A 19,334-nucleotide genomic window follows, 5' to 3' on the forward strand; every position below is an offset into this window, starting at 1 on the left:
TCAGGCCACGGGGCGTTGCAGCACCAGCTCCCGGAGCACGTCCTCCATCGTCACCAGCCCGGCCAGCCGCCCGTCGTCGCCGATCACCGCGGCCAGATGCGTACTGGATCCGCGCATCGCCGTCAGCACGTCGTCCAGCGGCGTCGAGGCCTTCACACGGGCGATCGGGCGCAGCGCGGAGACCGGGAACGGCAGCGTGCGGGGGCTGGCGTCCAGGGCGTCCTTGACGTGCAGATAGCCGAGGATGCGCTGGGTGTCGTCGACCACGGGGAAGCGGGAGAAGCCGGACTCGGCGGCGAGCCGTTCCAGCCCCTCGGGGGTGATCCCCATCTGTGCGGAGACGACCTTCTCGACCGGCAGCACCACGTCCCTGACCGGGCGGCGGCCCAGCTCCAGCGCGTCGCGCAGCCGCTCCTTCGCCCGTTCGTCGAGCAGACCGGCCGCCCGGGAATCCTCGACCATCTTCGCGAGCTGGTCGTCCGAGAACGTCGCGGCCACCTCGTCCCTGGTCTCCACCCGCAGCAGCTTGAGCAGCCCGTTGGCGAGCGCATTGATCGCGAAGATCGCCGGGCGCAGCGTCCGGGTCAGGGCGACCAGGGGCGGCCCGAGTATCAGGGCGCTGCGCACCGGCTCGGCCAGGGCGACGTTCTTCGGCACCATCTCGCCGAAGAGCATGTGCAGATAGGTGGCCAGCGACAGCGCGATCACGAACGAGATCGGGTGGATCAGCGCGGTCGAGATGCCCATCGCGTGGAACGCCGGTTCCAGGAGGTGGGCGATGGCGGGCTCGGCGACCGCGCCCAGCACCAGGGTGCACAGGGTGATGCCCAGCTGGGCCGCCGCGAGAAGTGCCGAGACATGCTGCAGACCCCACATCACGCTCGCCGCCCGGCGGTCACCGCGCTCGGCGTACGGCTCGATCTGGCTGCGGCGCACCGAGATCAGCGCGAACTCGGCGCCCACGAAGAAGGCGTTGACGACCAGCGTCAGCAGACCCACGAAAAGCTGCACCGCGGTCATCGCCGGGCCTCCTTCTCCTGCTCGTCGGTGCTGCCCGGCAGCGGCGCGTGCAGCAGTACCCGCGCCGCGCGGTGGCCGGTGGCGTCCAGGACATCCATCGACCAGCCGGCCACTTCCAGGGTGTCGCCGGCTTCCGGTATCCGGCCGAGCTCGGTGGCGATCAGGCCGGCCAGGGTCTCGTACGGGCCCTCCGGGAGCCGCAGGCCGATCCGCTCCAGCTGGTCGGTGCGCGCGGCGCCGTCGGCCTGGTAGGCCTTGCGGCCCTCCGCGTCGGTGCCGGCCGGCGCCAGGTCGGGGGTCTCCAGCGGGTCGTGTTCGTCGCGGACCTCGCCGACCACCTCCTCGACGATGTCCTCCAGCGTCACCACGCCGGCCGTGCCGCCGTATTCGTCGATGACCACGGCCATCGTGCGCTTGCCGGAGAGCCGGTCGAGCAGCCGGTCCACGGTCAGTGTGGTGGGGACCAGCAGCGGTTCGCGCACCAGCTCGGAGACCGGATGGCGGGGGCGGCGCTCGGCCGGGACGGCCAGGACGTCCTTGATGTGCGCCACCCCGACGACGCTGTCCAGGCTGCCGCGGTAGACGGGGAAGCGGGACAGCCCGGTCGCCCGGGTCGCATTGGCCACGTCCTCCGCGGTGGACTGCACCTCCAGCGCGATCACCTGCACCCGCGGTGTCATGACGTTCTCCGCGGTCAGATCGGCGAGATTGAGGGTGCGGACGAAGAGCTCGGCGGTGTCGGGCTCCAGTGCGCCCTCCTTGGCGGAGTGCCGGGCCAGCGCCACCAGCTCCTGCGGGCCGCGGGCCGAGGCCAGCTCCTCGGCGGGCTCCAGGCCCATCCGGCGGACCGTGCGGTTGGCGGTGTTGTTGAGATGCCGGATCAGCGGCCGGAAGGCGGCGCTGAAACCGCGCTGGGCGGTGGCCACCTTCTTCGCGACGCCCAGCGGGTGGGAGATGGCCCAGTTCTTCGGGACCAGCTCGCCGACGACCATCAGGACGACCGTGGAGATCGCCGTACCGAGAACCACGGCCAGCGAGTCCGCCACCGAGCGCGGCAGGCCCATCGCGTCCAGCGGTCCGGCCAGCAGAGTGGCGATGGCCGGTTTGGACAGCATGCCGATGACCAGGCCGGTGACGGTGATGCCGAGCTGCGCCCCGGAGAGCTGGAAGGTGAGACCGCGGACGGCCTTCAGGGCGCTGTCCGCGCCCCGCTCGCCGCGCTCGGCGGCACGTTCGAGATCGCTGCGCTCGACGGTCGTCAGCGAGAACTCGGCCGCGACGAAGACACCACAGGCCAGGGTCAGGAGGAGCGCCACGCCCAGAAAGAGCAGGTCGGTCATCGAGTCACCTCCGTCCCATGATCGAACAGGATCGGGAGGTTCGCGCTCTGTCGGGAGGACGCTCGACAACTGGGAGGCTCGCCCATGGCTGGACGCTCACACACCTTTCACGGCAGTAGGGGAACACTATGGTAAAGGATCAGCAAAGTCGCTGGTGAACAAAGAACCCGCCCCGGGCAGGGGCGGGCTCTGCGTGTGTCGGATGCCGCGCTCAGCCGTCGAGGTGTTTGACCCAGCGGCTCCACTGCGGCTCGGGCGCGTAACCCGCCGCGCGCCACGCATGCTGCGCCGGCTCATTGCGGTCCAGCACCATCGCGTCACCGCGCCGGCCGCCCAGCGCGCGGAACCGCTCCTCGGCGGCCGCCAGCAGTGCGCCGCCGATGCCCTGCCTGCGGTGTCCGGGGTGGACGGCCAGCCGGTAGAGATGACACCGCCAGCCGTCGAAACCGGCTATCACCGTGCCCACCAGTTCACCGCCCTGCTCGGCCAGCAGCAGCGACTCGGGGTCACGGGTCACCAGCCGGGCCACGCCGTCGGTGTCATCGCTGATGCTGGTGCCCTCGGCGGCGATCTTCCAGAAGGCCAGCACGGCATCGAGATCGGCGGGCGTTCCGGCCCGCACGTGAAGATCACTCATGACCGGATCCCACCACCGGGCGGTGCGGGGTGTCGACCGGATTCCGAATCATGATCCGTTCGAACACCGGCGGGCGAGGCGGCAGTTGTGCGGTCCGCGCCATACGGCCCCGCTGCCTCAGGCCTCCGGTTCGTCCGTCGTGTCGAGCCCGCCCCAGATCTCGCCCGACAGTGCCACGGCGGCGTCCGTCTCGCCCGCCGCGCAGGCCGCGATCAGCGCGTCGTGCCGCTCGGCGGAGGCCCGCGCCGCGGTGCTGGAGAAGCGACGGCGCTCCGGTCGGCGCAGCAGCGGGGTGTAGCGGCGGACCGTCTCGGCCAGTGCCGCATTGCCGCACACCTCGATCGGTACGGCGTGCAGCGCGTCATCGGCGGCGATGGCGGCGAGTGCGTCCTCGGCGTCCAGTGCGCGGACGAAGGCGGCGTTGGCCGCCCGCATCCGGTCGAGGTGCTCACCGGTCATCCGGGGGACCGCCTCGCGTACGGCGAGCGCGTGCATCGCCTGGACGACGGCGAGCGCGTCCCGGATCTCCTCGGCCACGACGGGGGCGACCCGGGTGTAGCTCTGCGGCTTGGACACCACCAGCCGTTCCGCGGCGAGGCGGGCGAGCGCCTGCCGTACCGGGGCGCGGGAGAGCCCCAGCTGCTCGGCGAGCTCGGCGTCATTGAGTTTCTGTCCGGGCGGCAGCTCGCCGGAGACGATCGCCTCCAGCAGCGCGTCGTACGCCTCGTCGCGCAGCAGCCTTCTCGGCACCGGTTCCAGTGCGGTCACGCCCCCGATCTTAAGGGCCGCCCCCGCGCGTCGGAGCGCCCTCCAAGCCAACTAACATTTCAGATGTCAATGCGCCCCTCTCTCAAGAACCGAGAGGCCAGGACGCATGTCCAGGGCGCTGTAACGGCGATACACGACAGGGAGAAGCGGTGCCGACACGGACAGGGATACGCGCGCGGCGAGGCGCGGGGCCGCACCGGGGCACCGGCGGTGTGGCGGGCCCGATGGCCCTGGGCCTGCTCGCGGCCGCCTGCTTCGCCACCACCTTTGTGCTCAACCGCTGGATGAGCGTGCTGGGCGGCTCCTGGATGTGGAGCGCCAGTCTGCGGTTCCTGTTCATGGTCGTCCCGCTGGTGGCGCTGGTGGCCGTGCGCGGCGGGCTGCCCGGCGTCCTGCGCACCCTGCGCGCCCGCCCCCTGACGTGGCTGCTCTGGTCGACCGTCGGCTTCGGGCTCTTCTACGCGCCGCTCACCTGGGCCGGCCAGGCGGGCGCCGGCTGGCTGGTCGCCTCGACCTGGCAGCTGGTGATCGTCGCCGGCATCGGGCTCGGGGCCCTCGGCGGCGGCCGGGTTCCGCCGCGTACGTTCGGGGTCTCCGCGCTGATCGTCGTCGGCGTGGCGCTCGCCCAGCTCCAGCACGCCGGCGGCACCGGCCTGGGCACGGCCCTCCAGGTGGTGCTGCCGGTCACGGTCGCCGCCGTCGCCTACCCGCTCGGCAACCGCAGGCTCCTCGGGGTCGACGGCCTGGACGGAGTCCAGCGGACCCTGGCGATGACGATCGGCTCGCTCCCGCTGTGGCTGGTAATGGCAGCCACCGCGACGGTGACCCAAGGCCCGCCCGACGGCGGCCAGTTGACGCAGTGCCTGATCGTCGCCCTGATCTCCGGTGTCGTGGGCACCACCCTCTTCTTCCGCGCCACCGACCTGGTGCGCCATCACCCCGCCGCCCTGGGCGCCGTCGAGGCCACCCAGGCCGCCGAGGTGCCGTTCACCCTGCTCGGCGAGGCGCTGGTGGTGGGCGTCGCGGCACCGGCGCTATCGGGCTGGGCGGGCCTCGCGCTCATCGTCCTGGGACTGGGTGCGCATGCGCTGGGTCAGATACCCGGCGGTGGCGATCATCAGCAGCAGGACGACGGTGCCGAGGGTGAACGCCTCGAAGGTGACCCGGGAGACGCCCCAGACCGCCCGGAAGTCGTACGGGATGCCGAAGAGCTGCTCCAGGGTGCCGGGAAAAAGCGCCACCCATGAGCCGAGCACGATCCAGGCGTAGACGAGCAGCGTCGCCACGGTGAAACCGAGGGTGCCGAACGGGACCCGGTAGGGCCGGGGCACCTCGCGGTGGCGCAGCCGAAGCGCCAGCAGAGAGGGGACCACGGCCAGATAGGACAGCAGCAGGGTGGTGATCGCGACGGTCAGCACCACCCCGAAGACGGCCGAGGCGTCTCCTCGCGCCAGGTTCATCGCGGCGGCCATGAACACGGTGGCGGTGACACCGGAGAGCAGATTCATCCGGACCGGAGTGCCCAGCCGCGGATGGAAGGCGCCCAGGCCCCGGCTGAAGAAACCGCCGTCGGCGGCCGCCATCGCCTGCATCCGGTCGGCGACGATCATCCAGGCGCTGCCCTGGGTCAGCAGCGCCACCACGAACAGCACCGCGACAAAGGTCAGCAGCGGCCCGCGCCAGTCGCCGTAGATCCCGAAGACCAGCCGGGCGGCATCCATGAAGCCGCCGACGCCGGTGACCCGGCCGGGCGGGGCGGCCGAGAGAATGGCCAGTACCGGCAGCAGATAGCAGCAGGTGGCGATGGCCCCCGACACTCCGATCGCCACCGGCACATCGCGCTGCGGAGCGAGCATCTCGTCGCCCGCCGCATTGGGCGCCTCGAACCCGACGAACGCGAACAGCAGCACCGGCACCAGCGCCAGAAACCCCCCTCCGGTGGGGGAGAAGCCGGTGCCCTGCAGACCGCGGAAGCCGTGCTGGATCCCGTACGCCACCGCCGTACCGGTGAAGAAGGCCAGCGCCAGGACCTTGGCCCCGGCGCCGGCCGTGGTGATCCATTTGCCGCGGCGCAGCGAGACCACCGCGGTGAGAATCGCGGCCCAGATGAAGACCAGCTTGAAGGCGTAGTCCGCCACCGTCCCCGAGCCGAGCGGGAGGACGAAGCCGTCCCAGGCCCCCGCGGCCACGAAGACCAGCGAACCGCCGAGCCAGACGGGATTGGTGACCCAATAGAACATGGTGGTCAGCACGGCCGCCGGCCGCCCGAAGGCCACCTCCACCCAGACATAGGGCCCGCCTTCCTGCGGGAACGCGGCTCCGGTCTCGGCGAACACCAGGGCGTAGGGCACCAGGAACGCCACCGCGATGACGGCGATCCAGATGACGGCCTGTCCGCCGCCGGTGGCGATCTGCCCGATCACATCGAAGGAGATCACGGCGGCGACGCCCATCGCCATGATGTCGAAGCGCCGCAGACTGCGCTGCAGATGCGGGACGGGGGCGGGGACGGACACGGCGTGGTCCTCCTGATGGCCGGTGCGGTCGCGAACGGTCCGGTCCGTCGCTGATCCCTCCGGGGCCGGGCCCGCGACGGATCACATCGTGCGGCATCGGCTCCGGCAGCCACGGCAGCGGCACGCGCCGCGATGCCCGCCCGCGCCCGGCTCTCGGCCCGCCCGCGCCCGGCCGGTGGGCCGGAACGACCGACCGAGCGGGGAGCCGGAATGTCCGCCTGGGCGGGCAACCGACCGGTCGGCCGCACCCACCACCGCCCGGCCGCCGGCGTCCGTCGCCTCGTGCGCCGGCCGCCGGTTGCGGACCGCGTCCTCGCGCCGCGCGTCCCCCACCGAAATGGAGATCCGGGGGAGGACCGATCTTGGTCATTGACCTCATGGCCCGGGTGCCCGAGACTCCCGTTCAGCCCCCCTCGTCGGCCGCCCCGCCCCGCCGGTCATGCGGCAGCTCCATGCTGCCCGCCGCCGGTTGGCCGTCCCGTACCCACCAGCCCGCGACCCCGCGCGGGCCAGCCCCGAGGAGGCCGCCGTGACCCATCGGCACGGAGCCGCGCAGCCCGACGCGGTCGCACACCACACCGTCGACGAGGTGCCGGAGCCCGCACGGCACGGGTGTACCCGTGATCTGTTCACCCTCGGGTTCGGTACCCATATCGCCCCGTTGGCGCTGGTCACCGGCGCGATGGCGGTGCAGGTGTTCCATCAGCCGCTGTGGTCGGGCGTACTGGCGGTGCTCGTCGGGCAGTTGCTCGGCGGGGTCTTCATGGCGCCGCACCGGGCGCCGGGCCCGCGGTTCGGCCTGCCGCAGCTGATCCGGAGCCGGGCCCGGTCCGGCTCGCTGGGCGCACTGCCGGGCGTGGTCCTCGCGGCCGCCCTGTACGTCACGTTCTTCGCCGTCCACCTCGTGCTCGCCGGGAAGTCGCTGCACGTCCTCACGCCCGGCCTGCCGGTCGGCGCGGGCATCCTGCTCGGCGCCGCCGGCTCCGCGCTGCTCTGCCTGATCGGTCACCGTCTGATCCACGCCCTCAACAAGGTGGCGGCGGTGGTCCTCGGCCTCGGCCTCGTGGCCGGCCTCGCGCTGGCCGTGACCCATGGCCTGCCCGGGGACTTCTTCACCCGGGGCGGTTTCACCTTCGCCGGCTGGCTGGCGATCGTCTCGCTCAGCGCCCTGTGGCAGCCGGCTCTCGCCCCGTACGCCGCGGACCGCTCGCGTGCGCTGCCCGGGACGGTCCGCACCACCGCTACCTTCTGGGCGACGTACGGGGGCGCCTGTCTGGGCTCCCTGCTGCCGTTCCTGGCCGGTGCGGCCGTCGCCCCGGCCTGCCCCGGTCCGGACACCGGTGCCGGAATCGGCGGCGCGGCCGGGTCGTTCGGACCGGTGCTGCTGGTGCTCTTCCTCTTCAGCGTCCTCCACCACAACGCGCTCAACCTCTACCGCGCGGTGCAGGCGACGCTCACCATCGGGCAGACCCTGCGGACCCATTGGCAGCCCCGGCCGAGGGTCCGCGGTGCGGTGTCCGCACTCGTCCTGGCCTGCGGGCCGGCCCTCGCCCTCGGTCTCGCCGGCGACTTCGTGACGCGGTTCGCCGATCTGGTCCTGGTGCTGCTGGCCGCGCTGGTGCCCTGGGCCGCGATCAACCTCGTCGACTTCTCGCTGCTGCGCCACGGCAGCCAGGACCCCGATGAGCTCTGCGACCCGGACGACGCCCCCTACAGGCGGTTCGACCCGGTCGCGCTCGGCTCGTACGTTTTGGGCATCGCCGTCCAGATCCCGTTCCTCGCCGGCGATCTGTACACCGGGCCGCCGGCGGCGCACTTCGGCGGCGCGGATCTGTCCTGGCTCGTCGGGCCGGCCGTGACCGCGCCGCTGTACTTCCTGTGGGCGCGGTCACGGCTGCGGCGGTGCGAGGGGGGCGCGGTGCTCGGCATGCGCGAGCAGGCCGCCCGCATCCTCGATCCGCTCCGGCCCTTGTACCCGGAGGACGTACGGGGCTTTGCGGACACCCGTTAGGCGAGCCGGACAAACCCGATTCCCTGCTTCGGCCCCGCACTTCGCAGGCGCATCGCAGGCGCAGAAATTCTGCGCCTGGGCCGAAATTCCCTTTCCCTGGTCGCAGTGAAAAGGCGACGCAATACTCTACCGGAGTTCCTGGCTATTTGCTGGCGATCACCCGCTCTTCGGTGCAAGTCCCTTTGTGACGAATGGTTTTCCGAAGGCGGGCCCGCGGTGAACTTCTCTCCCTTCGCGGGAGCCGATACGCAATTACTCCCTCAACTCTCCTACATGAAGGGGCGGTTGCGGATCGGGCCGGGATGACTGAAGGGCTGACGTGGCGTCATCATGCTTTCAAAGGGGGTTTAAGGCGGGCATGTTGCGTCATTCCGGCCGCGTCCGGGGCGTGACGGTGCCTCTTCGGCCGAGAATCGACCCTGGCTTGTTTTGTTACGGTGACCCCTGTTCTCGGAAAGGCAGTTCGGGTCACCGGACTGCCTGTGGGAAGTGGCAGGCGCCTTCCGTGTGCCCGCCGCATTCCGTTCCGGCATCCCCCCATGGAGACGATTTAGTTGAACGTGAAATTCTCATCGCCGAAGCGCGAGGTCCGCGGCGCACACCGGCGCAGGGCCCGGATGATTCCGATCGGCATCCTGGCCGCCGCCGGTGTCCTCGGCGGATCGCTGGCCGTGTTCAACTCCCAGGACAACGCGACGGCCAACGAAGCCTTCCCCCAGGCCTCGCACACCGCCACCCCTGACACCACGCCGAGCGGCCGGCCCTCCGCCCCCGCGCCGAAGGCGACCACGTCGGGGAACAGCAAGATCGACCGCTACGAGGCCGAAATTCACCGCCTGGTCAACAAGGCACGGGCCGAGCACGGCTGTGCCCCCCTGCACCGTGACCCGCGCATGGACAAGGCGGCCCGGCTGCACAGCCAGGACATGGCCGCCCACAGCCACTACTCGCACACCTCCACCGACGGCAAGGGCCCCAAGGAGCGGATGGAGGCGCAGGGGTACCAGGACGCCTCGGCGGAGAACATCGACGCCTGGCCGACGACGCCCCAGGGCGCCTTCGACGCCTGGATGGACAGCCCCGGCCACCGGGCCAACATCCTTGGCTGCAAGTCCAAGGGCACCGGCATAGGTGTCGCCCTGGGCGGTAAGCACCGGGCTTACTGGACCCAGGACTTCGGCTACAAGTAAGCCGGGCCGCGGGACGGCGCCCGCCCGATGCCGCGCAGACGGGCACCCGGGCGGGCGGCGCCCCTCCGGAACACCTCTGCAGCGTTCCGCACCTCGCCGCTTGCCGCTGCTAGCAGATGCGCGCTAGCTTTGAGGGGTGGCGAAGACGCAGCTGAACGTCCGGGTGGACGAAGCCACTGCCGAAGCGGCGCGAGAGCGCGCTCTGCAGCGGGGAGTGAGCATGAACCGCTATATCGAGGAGCTCGTCCTGAAGGACGCCGGCGAGGTCGGCCAGACCTTCGTCGAGGCCGCCTCCGACTTCATGAAGCAGTACGAGCGCGTCTTCGCCGAGGAATTCGGTCGGCAACCGGACAGCCTCCCTGCCACTCCGAGCACCACCGACCGCGAAGGACTGCCGGGCACAACGTGACGCTGCGCATCGACCTCGCCTGGCTCCTCCTGATCGCCGAACAGCACACCCCCGGAGACCCCCAGGTCACCGACTGGGGCGCCCTGGTGGCCGCCGTCAGCCGCCATGAAGCCGAGATATTCGGTGTGCCCGTCTACACCGAACCCCAGGACCGCGCCGCCGCGCTGCTCCAACTCCTGCTCCAGGTACCGGCGCTGGAGGGCGCGAATGCGATGTTCGCGACCGCCGTCGCCTACGGCTACCTGGTCGCCAGTGGTCTGAAGATCGCCACTTCCCCCGAGCAGGTCCGCGACCTCGCCCGCCTCGTCAAGAGCGGGACGGCCGACGTCCGGGCCATCGCGGACGAGCTGCGCACCTGGACGGTGTGAGGGCCGCCGCCGCGCGGGCCGCTCAGTCGGCCGGCCGCCGCGCCGTGCCCAGCACCGCCGGCGAGGTCGGCAGCGTCGGACCGCGCTCGGGAACCTTCAGCCGGCGCACCCGCAGCACCTCGAACCCGGCCGCGCGGATCTCGCCCAGCGGGTCCCGGCCGGTGTGACAGCCGCCCATCAGCAGCGGCCAGACCGTCCGGTCCAGCGACCACTGCACCGCCGCAAGACCCCGCCCCGCGGCCCGCCCGTGCTCGAAGAACCGCAGCTCACCGCCCGGCCGCAGCACCCGCCGCAGCTCCAGCAGGGCCCGCTGCACCTCGTACACCGAACACAGCACCAACGACGCCACCGCGGTGTCGAACGCTTCGCTCTTGACCGGCAGCGCCTCCGCCACGCCCGGCACCAGATCCACCGGTACCTCCGCACGCGCCGCCGCCGACCTGGCGACCTCTCGCAAGGTGGGCTCCGGCTCGATCGCCACCACCTCCGAGACGGTCCCCGGATAGTGCGCGAAGTTCAGCCCGGTGCCCGCGCCGACCTCGATGACCCGGCCCGTGGTGCCCGTCAGCAGCTCCTTCCGGAGCGCGGCCACGCCCGCCCGCGCATCCGCGGCCGGACCACAGCAGCTCGCGTAGAACCGGGCGAACACCGGGTGGTGCACCGTGCCGTGCGGAACTCTTCTGCGCTGCCACATGACGGACCCCTTCGCCGACGCTGCCCGCTCCTGCATTCAGTCTCCCCACCGGGCGGGCAAGGAGTCACCGGCAGCCACCGCGTCCGCCGTCCGGAAATCCGTACGAGGCGAGGGCCTTCCCCACCGCACCGGGGACTTCATCCGGCCCCCGCCTCCCCTCCTCGCCCCACGGGCTGCGCCCTCGCGGCGTGATGCCGACGGCCGGGTACCGGCATCACGAGGGAATGCGGAACCCGCCCGATCCACCGAGCGCCGGCGCCAGCCAGTCCGGAGCCGCGGCGCGGAAGGCGTGCGGCGACAGCCCGCCGGAGCCCTCCGGGACCAGGCCGAGGAGCGGGGCGCCCGCGGCGTCCGGGAGGTCCGTCAGATTGCAGCGGGCGGCGAGGTCGGGCTCGGCCGGCCAGCTGCCGATGACGACGCCCGGGGAGTCGAGCCCGTACGAGCGCAGTGCCAGCGCGGTCAGCGCGGTGGTGTTGAGGGTGCCCAGGCCCGCCGGGGCGACCACCAGGACGGGGGCCTGGGCCAGCCGCGCGGCATCGGCGAGCGTATGGCCGTCCGCGTCGAAGCGGACCAGCAGGCCGCCCGCGCCCTCGACCAGCACCAGGTCGTGCGAGGCGGCCAGCTTGGCGGCGGCCTCGGCGATGTCTTCCGGGCGCACCGGCGGCAGACCGGCCCGCAGCGCGGCCGTCGCGGGCGCCAACGGGTCCGGGTAGCGGGCGAGTTCGACGCCGGTGACCGGTCCGGCCAGCCGCTCGACCTCCGCCGCGTCACCCGTCTCATGGGCCGTGACACCGGTCTGGGCCGGTTTGAGCACGGCCACCGAACGGCCCCGGGCGAGCGCCGCCGCGGCGATGGCCGCCGTGGTCACGGTCTTGCCGATCTCCGTGCCCGTGCCCGTCACGAACAGCACCGACATGGTCTGCCTCCGACTCTGCGCGGCCGATCCCGCGCGCAATGACTGTGAATGTTGCTGTGTGCACGGTGCTCACCGGCACCGGCATCGTTTCCGGGGCGAAGGGCGGGACGGTGGGGCGGCGGGGCGCGGAGCACCGGCCACCGCCGCCCGGGAGGTCAGCCCTCGCGCGCCGCCGCGCACACCGCGGCGCAGATGCGCGCCACATCGTCGTCGCCCGTGATGTACGGCGGCATGGTGTAGATCAGATCCCGGAACGGGCGCAGCCATACGCCCTCCCGGACCGCCGCCCGGGTGGCGGCCGCCATGTCCACCTCGTGGTCGAGCTGGACGACACCGATCGCGCCGAGTACGCGCACCTCGCGCACCCCGGCGACGCTCCGGGCCGGTGCCAGACCGTCCCTCAGCCCGGCCTCGATCCGCTTGACGTCCTGTGCCCAGTCCTGGGACAGCAGCAGTTCGATCGAGGCGTCGGCGACGGCAGCGGCCAGGGGATTGCCCATGAAGGTGGGGCCGTGCGCCAGCACCGGCAGTGCGCCGCGGGAGATCCCGTCCGCCACGGCAGCCGTGCACAGCGTTGCCGCCAGGGTGAGATATCCGCCGGTCAGCGCCTTGCCGAGGCACATCACATCGGGTGCGACACCCGCGTGTTCGGCGGCGAAGAGGGCGCCCGTACGGCCGAAGCCGGTGGCGATCTCGTCGAAGACGAGCAGGACGTCATGGGCGTCGCAGGCCTCCCGCAGCACCCGCAGATAGCCGGGGGAGTGGAACGACATCCCGCCCGCCCCCTGCACCACGGGCTCCACGATCACCGCCGCCAGCTCGTCGGCGTGCCGCGCGATCAGCTCGTGCAGCTGTGCCGCATACGCCTCGTCCGGCGCCGCGTCGAAGCCGGCCGGTGGTGCTTCCGCGAAGATCTGCCGCGGCAGCACCCCCTGCCACAGCTCATGCATCCCGCCGTCCGGATCGCACACCGACATCGGCTGCCAGGTGTCGCCGTGGTAGCCGCCCCGCCAGGTCAGCAGCCGCTGTTTGCGCGGCTTCCCCAGCGAGCGCCAGTACTGCAGGCACATCTTGACGGCGACCTCGACCGACACCGAACCGGAGTCGGCGAGGAAGACGTGCTCCAGCGGCTCCGGGGTGATGTCGACCAGCCGCTTCGCCAGTCGGACGGCCGGCTCATGGGTGAGCCCGCCGAACATCACATGGCTCATCCGTCCCAGCTGGCCGCGCGCGGCGTCATTGAGCACCGGGTGGTTGTAGCCGTGCACCGCCGACCACCAGGACGACATGCCGTCGACCAACTCGTCCTGGCCCTCGGCCGGTTCGGCCAGCCGGAGCCGGACACCGGACGCCGACTCCACCAGCAGCCGTGCGGCCTTGCCGGGCATCGGCCCGTACGGATGCCACACATGCTGCCGGTCGAGCGCGAGCAGTTCGCCGGGGGTGAGCGGCTCAGGCATTGGGCGGCAGGTCGGTACCGGCACCGCGGCGGCGTACCGACACCAGATCACGGCGGGTGTCGTCGGACGGCGCCGGGACGGTGGCGGCGGGCTCCCCGGCGGCGTCCGCGGGCTCCCCGGCGTCCTCGGACGCGCAGGCTCCCTCGCCGCAGCCCTGCCTGCGGTGCTCGGGCAGCGTCGTGGTGTCCGTGCCCTCGACCTCGAAGCCGGCGTCCGCGATCATCGCGAGGTCGTCCTTGCCGGCCTGGCCCTCACTGGTCAGATAGTCGCCGAGGAAGATGGAGTTGACCAGGTGCAGGGCGAGCGGCTGCAGACTGCGCAGATGCACCTCGCGGCCGCCGGCCAGCCGTACCTCGACGTCCGGGCAGACGAACCGCACCATCGCCAGGATGCGCAGCGCGCGCTGCGGGGTGAGGTTCCACTCCTTGGCGAGCGGGGTGCCCTCGAAGGGGATCAGGAAGTTGACGGGGACGGAGTCCGCGTCCAGGTCGCGCAGTGCAAAGACCACATCGACGAGGTCGGCGTCGCTCTCCCCCATACCGGCGATCAGCCCGGAACAGGCGGACATACCGGCGGCCTGGGCCTGCTGGACGGTCGACACCCGGTCCGAGAAGTCGTGCGTGGTGCAGATGTCGCCGTATGTGGCTTCCGAGGTGTTGAGGTTGTGGTTGTACGCATCGGCGCCCGCCGCGCGCAGCCGGCCGGCCTGGCCGTCGGAGAGCAGACCGAGGCAGGCGCAGACCTCGACACCCTCGTTCTGCTCCTTGATGGCGGAGATGGTCTCCGAGACGCGGTCCACGTCCTTGTCCGTGGGACCCCGGCCGCTGGCCACCAGACAGACGCGCTTGGCGCCGCCGGCCACCCCGGCGGCGGCCGCCTTGGAGGCGTCATCCGGCTTGAGCCAGGTGTACTTGAGGATCTCGGCCTTCGAGCCCAGCCGCTGGGAGCAGTACGAGCAGTCCTCGGGGCACAGACCCGACTTGAGGTTGACGAGATAGTTGAGTTTGACCCGCCGCCCGAACCACTGGCGGCGTACCTTTCCGGCCGCGGCCACGACATCGAGCAGTTCGTCATCGGAGGTCGCCAGTACGGCCAGCGCCTCTTCGCGGGTCGGCAACTCGCGCCGCAGTCCCTTGTCCACCAGTGTGTTCAGCAGGTCCATGGCGTTGATCCTGGCGTACGCCACCGCCCCCGGCCAAGGAGGATTCCCACAACGACCCCGGATCGAGGTGTGTGTATCACCACACTGTGGGCGTGCGGAACGACCGCTAACGTCTATCGACAGCCGACAATCGAGGCCGACAGACGAAGGACGCCGATGCCGCAGGACACCGCCCCGTCGCTGCTCCATGACACCACGCCGGCGACCCCCGACGAGACCGCCGCCGCGCCCTCCCGGCCGGTGTACGGCGCGGCCTTCGACTGGATAGACGAGGCCCGCGCCGCCCGCCATCGTGCCGGTCTGGTCCGCTCCCTGCGCCCTCGCCCCGCCGACTCCCGGTTGCTCGATCTGGCCAGTAATGACTACCTCGGACTCGCCCGGCATCCGGAGGTCACCCGCGGCGCGGCCGCCGCCGCGCACCGCTGGGGCGCCGGTGCGACCGGCTCCCGGCTCGTCACCGGCAGCACTGAACTGCACGCCCGGCTGGAGGCGGAACTCGCCGCGTTCTGCGGCTTCGAGGCCGCTTTGGTGCTGTCATCCGGTTATGCCGCAAATCTCGCCGCCGTCACCGCGCTCACCGCCCCCGGCACCCTGCTCGTCTCCGACGCGGGCAACCACGCCTCCCTCATCGACGGCTGCCGGCTCTCCCGGGCCCGTACCGAAGTGGCCCCGCACGCCGACCCCGAGGCCGTTCGCGAGGCGCTGACCGGCCACGACGGCCGGGCGCTCGCCGTGACGGACGCGGTGTTCTCGGTCGACGGTGACGCCGCGCCGCTCCCCGCGCTCGCTGAGGCCTGCCGGGCAGCGGGCGCCGCACTGCTCGTCGATGACGCCCACGGCCTGGGCGTCCTGGGCGAGGGGGGCCGCGGTGCGCTGTGGGCCGCCGGTCTCGCCGGTGACGGCGATGTGGTGACCACCGTGACGCTTTCCAAGTCGCTCGGCTCCCAGGGCGGAGCGGTGCTCGGCCCGGCCCGGGTCATCGAGCATCTGGTCAACACCGCCCGGTCGTTCATCTTCGACACCGGTCTCGCCCCGGCGGCGGTCGGCGGCGCCCTGACCGCGCTACGGCTGCTGCGCCGCGAACCGCAGCGCGCCGCCCGGGCCGTCCAGGTCGCACGGGAGCTGCACGACCGGCTCACCGCGGCGGGGCTGTCCGCGGTCCGGCCGGACGCCGCGGTGGTCTCGGTGCGTGCCCCCTCGCCGGAGGCGGCGGTCCGCTGGGCCGCCGACTGCCGTGCGGCCGGACTCGCGGTCGGCTGCTTCCGGCCGCCGTCCGTGCCCGACGGGATCTCCCGGCTGCGGCTGACGGCCCGCGCGGATCTGACGGATGCCCAGCTCGACACGGCGGTCGGCACGATCGTGGCCACGGCGCCGGCGGTCTGACGCACACGGGCCCCGGCCGGAGCGGACGGCCGTCGTCGGCTCCGGCCCCGGAGGTGTCCGGAATCCGGTGGTATGGGCATCCCAAATCCGGTCTCGCGGAGCAGAGTTCACCGCAACGAGCGATAGATCTCCGTATATGTGGGTGGATCGAGTTCCTCATCGCCAGTACGGGTGGCAGTCTGGCGCCCAGCAGAAGTCCGAGGCCGCACCGGTGTCCGGAGCGGCATCCCGGCTCCCTGGTCAGTGGACCGGGGCCGGGCCTCGGTGGGAAAGGGACGGCGCCTCGATGGCAGACCACCATGCATCCTCACTGACTCTGCCGAGCGCCCCCGCCTCGGTCCTCACCGCCCGCAGACACGCCCTCGCCGTGCTCGCCGAATGGGGCCTGCCCACCGACTCCGCACTCGCCGATTCCCTCCGTCTGATCGTCTCCGAACTCGCGACCAACGCCGTCGTGCACACCTCCGGCCGGTCGCCTGAATTCACCGTCGAACTGCGACTGGACCGCGACGAACAGCTGCGGGTCGGCATCACCGACAGCCATCCCCGCCGTCCGCGCCGGCTGCCCGCCGCCGTCCAGCAGGACAACGGCCGGGGCCTGGTCATCATCCGCTACCTCGCCGCGGAAGCCGGCGGCTGCCTCTCGGTCGTACCCACCGAGTCCGGCGGGAAGACCGTCTGGATCACCGTGCCGTGGCGGGCCGCCGCCCTCTGACGACCTCTGCCGCACCGGCTGCCGGTCGGCTACGGCGCGGGGGAATGGCGGCTGAAGGCCCCGCGCAACAGGGCACGCAAGGTGTCCGCGGCCGGGCTCCCGCCGCCGGGGCGGTAGGCCACCGAGATCCGGCGGTGCAGCTCCGGCGGGTCCAGCCTGCGGATCCCCAGCGGGGTCACCGAGCCCTCCGCCATCATCTCCGGCACCACCGCCACCCCGAGCCCCGCGCTCACCAGTGCACACACCACCGCATAGCTCGGCGACTCACAGCGCACCGCCACACTCGCCCCGGCGGCCGCCAGCGCCTCCTCCACCGCACGCCGGTTCGGGTTGGCCGGCGCCATGCTGACCAGTGGCTGACCGGCCAGCTCGGCGAGCGGCAGCCGTCCGGCACCCGCCGACAGGGCATGGCCCGGCGCGGTGACCAGCACCAGTTCCTCGGTCAGCAGCGGTTCGAGACGCACGCCCTCCGGCGGCGGCATCGCCTCGCCCGGCACATACTCGTGCGTCAGCGCCAGATCGACCTCGCCCAGCGCCACCGCCGCGGCGGCCTGCGGAGGTACGTACTCCGTGATGCTCAGCTCCACATCAGGGTGCGCACGCCGGAAGGCGCTGAGCGCGGGCGGCAGCAGATGTGTCCCGGCGGTCATGAACGTGCCGACCCGCAGCCGGCCGCCGGACAGCCCGGTCAGCCGGGACAGCTCATGCCGCGCCTGATCCAGCTCGTCTAGCACCCGCCGGGCCCGTACGACGAGCAGCTCACCCGCCGCCGTCAGCCGTGCCCCGCGGTGGTGGCGCACCAGCAGCGCCGCCCCCGCCTCCCGCTCCAGCTTGGCGAGCTGCTGGGAGAGCGCGGGAGCGGTGTAGCCCAGCCGGGCGGCGGCCCGGGTGATCGAACCGGACTCCGCCACCGCTACCAGAGCGGCCAGCCGGGTGGGGTCGTACATAAGAACCTCTTTAGGCTCCCCAAGAACATTGCCAATACCCATTAAAGGCTCTGACCAGCGAAGCTGCTCCCATGGACGGACAGCTGATCGCCTTCACCGGAATCGCCGCCGGCATGGTCACCATGCCGGGCGCGGACTTCGCCGTCGTGGTGCGCAATGCGCTCGACTCGCGCCGGGCGGGGGTGGCGACCGCCGTCGGGGTCGCGGGCGGGCTGCTGGTGCACACCGCACTGGCGGTGGCCGGGCTCGCGGCGGTGCTGGTCGCCGTGCCCGCGCTCTTCGGCGCCGTCCAACTCCTGGGCGGGGTCTACCTGTTGTACCTCGGCGTCGGCGCGCTGATCGCGGCCGTCCGGAGCGCGGGGGCGCACGCCGATTCCGCGACCGGCCCGGCCGCCGCACCGGCCGACGGCCCGGCCGCCCTCCTGGGCACCGCGCGGAGCCTGCGCCAGGGCTTCCTGACCAATGCCCTCAACCCCAAGGCGCCGGTCCTCTTCCTCAGCCTGCTCCCGCAGTTCGTCCCGGCCGGTGAGCCCGCGCTGCCCCGTACGCTGCTGCTCGCGACGATGGTCGTCGCCATGGCGCTGGTGTGGTTCCCCGCCGTTGCGCTGCTGGTCGACCGGCTGGGGAACTGGCTGCGCCGTCCTCGGGTCACCCGCGCCCTGGAAGCCACCACCGGGGCGCTGCTCACCGCCCTGGGCGGCGTCCTGCTCATCGAGCTCGTGCTCGCCTGAGGGACGGGCACACCCCGGGGCCCGAGGTCAGCCGCGGCCGCCGGACGGCATACGCCCCTTGCCGGGTTGCCCGGCCAAGTGGGTCAAGTAGGCCGAGCTTACCGGCAATTGATCACACGTAAGACGAGATACCAGAGGTCATCCCACGCGCCCGTACGAGACCGCGCGGCTCCAGATCCGCTCCAGCCGCACCACGCTCCCGGCCTTGGGCGCATGCCACATCCGGCCCCGGCCCGCGTAGATGCCGACGTGGTAAATGCCGCCGGCGGAACGGAAGAAGACCAGGTCACCGCGTCGGCGCAGGGAGGCCGGGATGTGCCGGGTGCGGCCGTACTGCGCGGCGGCGGTACGGGGGAGCGCCCGGCCGGCGCGCTTGAACGAGTACAGCGTCAGCCCCGAACAGTCGAAAGTGTGCGGCCCTTGGGCGCCGTACTGGTAGGGGGCGCCCCTCTTGGAGGCCGCGATCCGCAGCGCGTGGGCGGACACGGTCGCGGCTTCGGCGTTCCCGGCCGTTCCCGGGGCGACGGTTGTCCCGCCCAGGGTGACCAGCGTCAGAGCGGTGACGGTGCCGGCGCGTGCCAGCAGATTCGGCGTCTGCATGCGCACAGTCATGCGCAAACCCTTCGTCAGCCGCCTGCGAAGGAAGACCTGTCGGGTTCGGGCAGGCGAAGATGCCCGGCCGTGCGTACGGCTTCACCCCAAGGAGCCCTCGGCCGTAAGGCCGGGACCCCGTCCTGCTCGGGTCCTCCGCTCCCGCCGATCCACAACGTCGACCGGACATCCGGTACGGCGGCGGGATTAGGCGCCCGTCCGGACCGCCCCGTCGCTGTGGCGGGGTCTTGCCGTCGAAGGGATCGTCACGCACCCGACACCCGAATTCCGAGCTGAAAATGCCGTATGTGAGATGGGTCACATTTCGCCTGAATGGTTAGATTTGTTCCCTCAGGTGCCATGGCGCGGGGTGTCGCACCCCCCTGGACCAGCGGCGAAACATCAAGGGTCCCAGGAATCGTGTTCGCCCCGCGCAATTCGTCGCCTCCTCACATCGGGCCCAGTCGCTACGCCGT

At 72.0% G+C, this 19,334-nt stretch carries 18 protein-coding genes, 1 pseudogene and 1 riboswitch; of the genes and pseudogenes, 8 read left to right on the plus strand and 11 right to left on the minus strand.

The genetic code is table 11. From position 1 onward, the window contains the following. The 4 genes from NUT86_RS37440 to NUT86_RS37455 all read right to left on the minus strand — a co-directional run bounded on the left by NUT86_RS37440 (position 1) and on the right by NUT86_RS37455 (position 3,765). Positions 1 to 1,020 (minus strand): hemolysin family protein, encoded by a 1,020-nt coding sequence (locus NUT86_RS37440; protein WP_018092561.1) that lies wholly within the window; start codon positions 1,018 to 1,020, stop codon positions 1 to 3. Beyond that, complete coding sequence (locus tag NUT86_RS37445; protein ID WP_018092562.1) at positions 1,017 to 2,360, minus strand: hemolysin family protein; 1,344 nt, start codon at positions 2,358 to 2,360, stop codon at positions 1,017 to 1,019. The genes NUT86_RS37440 and NUT86_RS37445 overlap by 4 nt, the downstream gene beginning before the upstream one ends. A 211-nt stretch (positions 2,361 to 2,571) precedes the next feature. Further along, positions 2,572 to 2,997: a GNAT family N-acetyltransferase gene (locus NUT86_RS37450; protein WP_266441319.1), complete on the minus strand. Its 426-nt coding sequence runs from the start codon at positions 2,995 to 2,997 to the stop codon at positions 2,572 to 2,574. 117 nt (positions 2,998 to 3,114) lie between these two features. Further along, positions 3,115 to 3,765, minus strand: coding sequence for a GntR family transcriptional regulator (locus tag NUT86_RS37455; RefSeq protein ID WP_274739857.1), 651 nt, complete (start codon positions 3,763 to 3,765; stop codon positions 3,115 to 3,117). A gap of 338 nt (positions 3,766 to 4,103) precedes the next feature. On the opposite strand from NUT86_RS37455, the pseudogene NUT86_RS37460 reads away from it, so the two are divergent. Then, positions 4,104 to 4,787, plus strand: a pseudogene (locus NUT86_RS37460) (multidrug resistance efflux transporter family protein); the annotation flags it as partial. A 12-nt stretch (positions 4,788 to 4,799) separates the two neighbouring features. Here NUT86_RS37460 and NUT86_RS37465 read toward each other — a convergent pair. Continuing rightward, positions 4,800 to 6,281 (minus strand): APC family permease, encoded by a 1,482-nt coding sequence (locus NUT86_RS37465; protein ID WP_274739859.1) that lies wholly within the window; start codon positions 6,279 to 6,281, stop codon positions 4,800 to 4,802. Between the two features lie 529 nt (positions 6,282 to 6,810). Between NUT86_RS37465 and NUT86_RS37470 the strand changes: the two genes are divergently transcribed. From NUT86_RS37470 to NUT86_RS37485, 4 genes are all read left to right on the plus strand, one after another. After that, a complete protein-coding gene (locus NUT86_RS37470; protein WP_274739861.1) occupies positions 6,811 to 8,292 on the plus strand; it encodes a purine-cytosine permease family protein in 1,482 nt (493 codons plus the stop codon). Between the two features lie 560 nt (positions 8,293 to 8,852). Beyond that, on the plus strand, positions 8,853 to 9,482 hold the full coding sequence (locus NUT86_RS37475; RefSeq protein ID WP_266441331.1) for a CAP domain-containing protein: 630 nt from the start codon (positions 8,853 to 8,855) through the stop codon (positions 9,480 to 9,482). A 136-nt stretch (positions 9,483 to 9,618) separates the two neighbouring features. Beyond that, on the plus strand, positions 9,619 to 9,891 hold the full coding sequence (locus NUT86_RS37480; RefSeq protein ID WP_159484382.1) for a toxin-antitoxin system HicB family antitoxin: 273 nt from the start codon (positions 9,619 to 9,621) through the stop codon (positions 9,889 to 9,891). After that, on the plus strand, positions 9,888 to 10,259 hold the full coding sequence (locus NUT86_RS37485) for a fic family toxin-antitoxin system, toxin component (RefSeq protein ID WP_159484380.1): 372 nt from the start codon (positions 9,888 to 9,890) through the stop codon (positions 10,257 to 10,259). The genes NUT86_RS37480 and NUT86_RS37485 overlap by 4 nt, the downstream gene beginning before the upstream one ends. Positions 10,260 to 10,281: 22 nt before the next feature. Here the strand turns inward: NUT86_RS37485 and NUT86_RS37490 are convergent, their stop codons facing one another. The 4 genes from NUT86_RS37490 to bioB all read right to left on the minus strand — a co-directional run bounded on the left by NUT86_RS37490 (position 10,282) and on the right by bioB (position 14,491). Next, the gene (locus NUT86_RS37490) at positions 10,282 to 10,953 is read right to left on the minus strand and encodes a class I SAM-dependent methyltransferase (protein ID WP_026170149.1); all 672 of its coding nucleotides are present in this window, start codon (positions 10,951 to 10,953) and stop codon (positions 10,282 to 10,284) included. A 214-nt stretch (positions 10,954 to 11,167) separates the two neighbouring features. Next, the gene (bioD, locus tag NUT86_RS37495) at positions 11,168 to 11,869 is read right to left on the minus strand and encodes a dethiobiotin synthase (RefSeq protein WP_342456274.1); all 702 of its coding nucleotides are present in this window, start codon (positions 11,867 to 11,869) and stop codon (positions 11,168 to 11,170) included. 155 nt (positions 11,870 to 12,024) lie between these two features. Further along, on the minus strand, positions 12,025 to 13,329 hold the full coding sequence (locus tag NUT86_RS37500) for an adenosylmethionine--8-amino-7-oxononanoate transaminase (RefSeq protein WP_274739868.1): 1,305 nt from the start codon (positions 13,327 to 13,329) through the stop codon (positions 12,025 to 12,027). Next, entirely contained in the window at positions 13,322 to 14,491 is a 1,170-nt protein-coding gene (bioB, locus tag NUT86_RS37505) for a biotin synthase BioB (protein WP_018092572.1), read from the minus strand. The genes NUT86_RS37500 and bioB overlap by 8 nt, the downstream gene beginning before the upstream one ends. A 156-nt stretch (positions 14,492 to 14,647) precedes the next feature. Between bioB and NUT86_RS37510 the strand changes: the two genes are divergently transcribed. Continuing rightward, positions 14,648 to 15,874: an 8-amino-7-oxononanoate synthase gene (locus tag NUT86_RS37510; protein WP_018092573.1), complete on the plus strand. Its 1,227-nt coding sequence runs from the start codon at positions 14,648 to 14,650 to the stop codon at positions 15,872 to 15,874. 286 nt (positions 15,875 to 16,160) lie between these two features. Then, positions 16,161 to 16,589 carry an ATP-binding protein gene (locus NUT86_RS37515; protein WP_274739870.1) on the plus strand — a complete coding sequence of 143 codons (429 nt, stop codon included), beginning with the start codon at positions 16,161 to 16,163 and terminating at the stop codon, positions 16,587 to 16,589. Positions 16,590 to 16,618: 29 nt separating this feature from the next. Here NUT86_RS37515 and NUT86_RS37520 read toward each other — a convergent pair whose 3' ends face one another. Beyond that, positions 16,619 to 17,536: a LysR family transcriptional regulator gene (locus tag NUT86_RS37520; protein WP_148589227.1), complete on the minus strand. Its 918-nt coding sequence runs from the start codon at positions 17,534 to 17,536 to the stop codon at positions 16,619 to 16,621. A 71-nt stretch (positions 17,537 to 17,607) separates the two neighbouring features. Here NUT86_RS37520 and NUT86_RS37525 point away from each other — a divergent pair, with 71 nt between their 5' ends. Then, positions 17,608 to 18,267, plus strand: a complete 660-nt coding sequence (locus NUT86_RS37525) for a LysE family translocator (protein WP_159484376.1) — start codon at positions 17,608 to 17,610, stop codon at positions 18,265 to 18,267. A 138-nt stretch (positions 18,268 to 18,405) separates the two neighbouring features. Here NUT86_RS37525 and NUT86_RS37530 read toward each other — a convergent pair whose 3' ends face one another. Further along, positions 18,406 to 18,879: a C40 family peptidase gene (locus NUT86_RS37530; protein ID WP_159484374.1), complete on the minus strand. Its 474-nt coding sequence runs from the start codon at positions 18,877 to 18,879 to the stop codon at positions 18,406 to 18,408. A gap of 4 nt (positions 18,880 to 18,883) precedes the next feature. After that, positions 18,884 to 19,069, minus strand: a riboswitch (cyclic di-AMP (ydaO/yuaA leader). Positions 19,070 to 19,334: the final 265 nt, after the last annotated feature.

The sequence above is a fragment of the Streptomyces sp. G7(2002) genome, assembly GCF_028870195.1.
In the GTDB taxonomy this organism is placed as follows: Bacteria; Actinomycetota; Actinomycetes; order Streptomycetales; family Streptomycetaceae; genus Streptomyces; species Streptomyces nigrescens.

What these genes read in the sequence shown, in the direction of transcription:
- NUT86_RS37445 (WP_018092562.1), bottom strand. Translation starts at nt 2,360, where the DNA reads ATGACCGACCTGCTCTTTCTGGGCGTGGCGCTCCTCCTGACCCTGGCC.
- bioB (WP_018092572.1), bottom strand. Translation starts at nt 14,491, where the DNA reads ATGGACCTGCTGAACACACTGGTGGACAAGGGACTGCGGCGCGAGTTG.
- NUT86_RS37530 (WP_159484374.1), bottom strand. Translation starts at nt 18,879, where the DNA reads ATGACTGTGCGCATGCAGACGCCGAATCTGCTGGCACGCGCCGGCACC.
- NUT86_RS37520 (WP_148589227.1), bottom strand. Translation starts at nt 17,536, where the DNA reads ATGTACGACCCCACCCGGCTGGCCGCTCTGGTAGCGGTGGCGGAGTCC.
- NUT86_RS37510 (WP_018092573.1), top strand. Translation starts at nt 14,648, where the DNA reads ATGCCGCAGGACACCGCCCCGTCGCTGCTCCATGACACCACGCCGGCG.
- NUT86_RS37450 (WP_266441319.1), bottom strand. Translation starts at nt 2,997, where the DNA reads ATGAGTGATCTTCACGTGCGGGCCGGAACGCCCGCCGATCTCGATGCC.
- NUT86_RS37490 (WP_026170149.1), bottom strand. Translation starts at nt 10,953, where the DNA reads ATGTGGCAGCGCAGAAGAGTTCCGCACGGCACGGTGCACCACCCGGTG.
- NUT86_RS37525 (WP_159484376.1), top strand. Translation starts at nt 17,608, where the DNA reads ATGGACGGACAGCTGATCGCCTTCACCGGAATCGCCGCCGGCATGGTC.
- bioD (WP_342456274.1), bottom strand. Translation starts at nt 11,869, where the DNA reads ATGTCGGTGCTGTTCGTGACGGGCACGGGCACGGAGATCGGCAAGACC.
- NUT86_RS37440 (WP_018092561.1), bottom strand. Translation starts at nt 1,020, where the DNA reads ATGACCGCGGTGCAGCTTTTCGTGGGTCTGCTGACGCTGGTCGTCAAC.
- NUT86_RS37500 (WP_274739868.1), bottom strand. Translation starts at nt 13,329, where the DNA reads ATGCCTGAGCCGCTCACCCCCGGCGAACTGCTCGCGCTCGACCGGCAG.
- NUT86_RS37515 (WP_274739870.1), top strand. Translation starts at nt 16,161, where the DNA reads ATGGCAGACCACCATGCATCCTCACTGACTCTGCCGAGCGCCCCCGCC.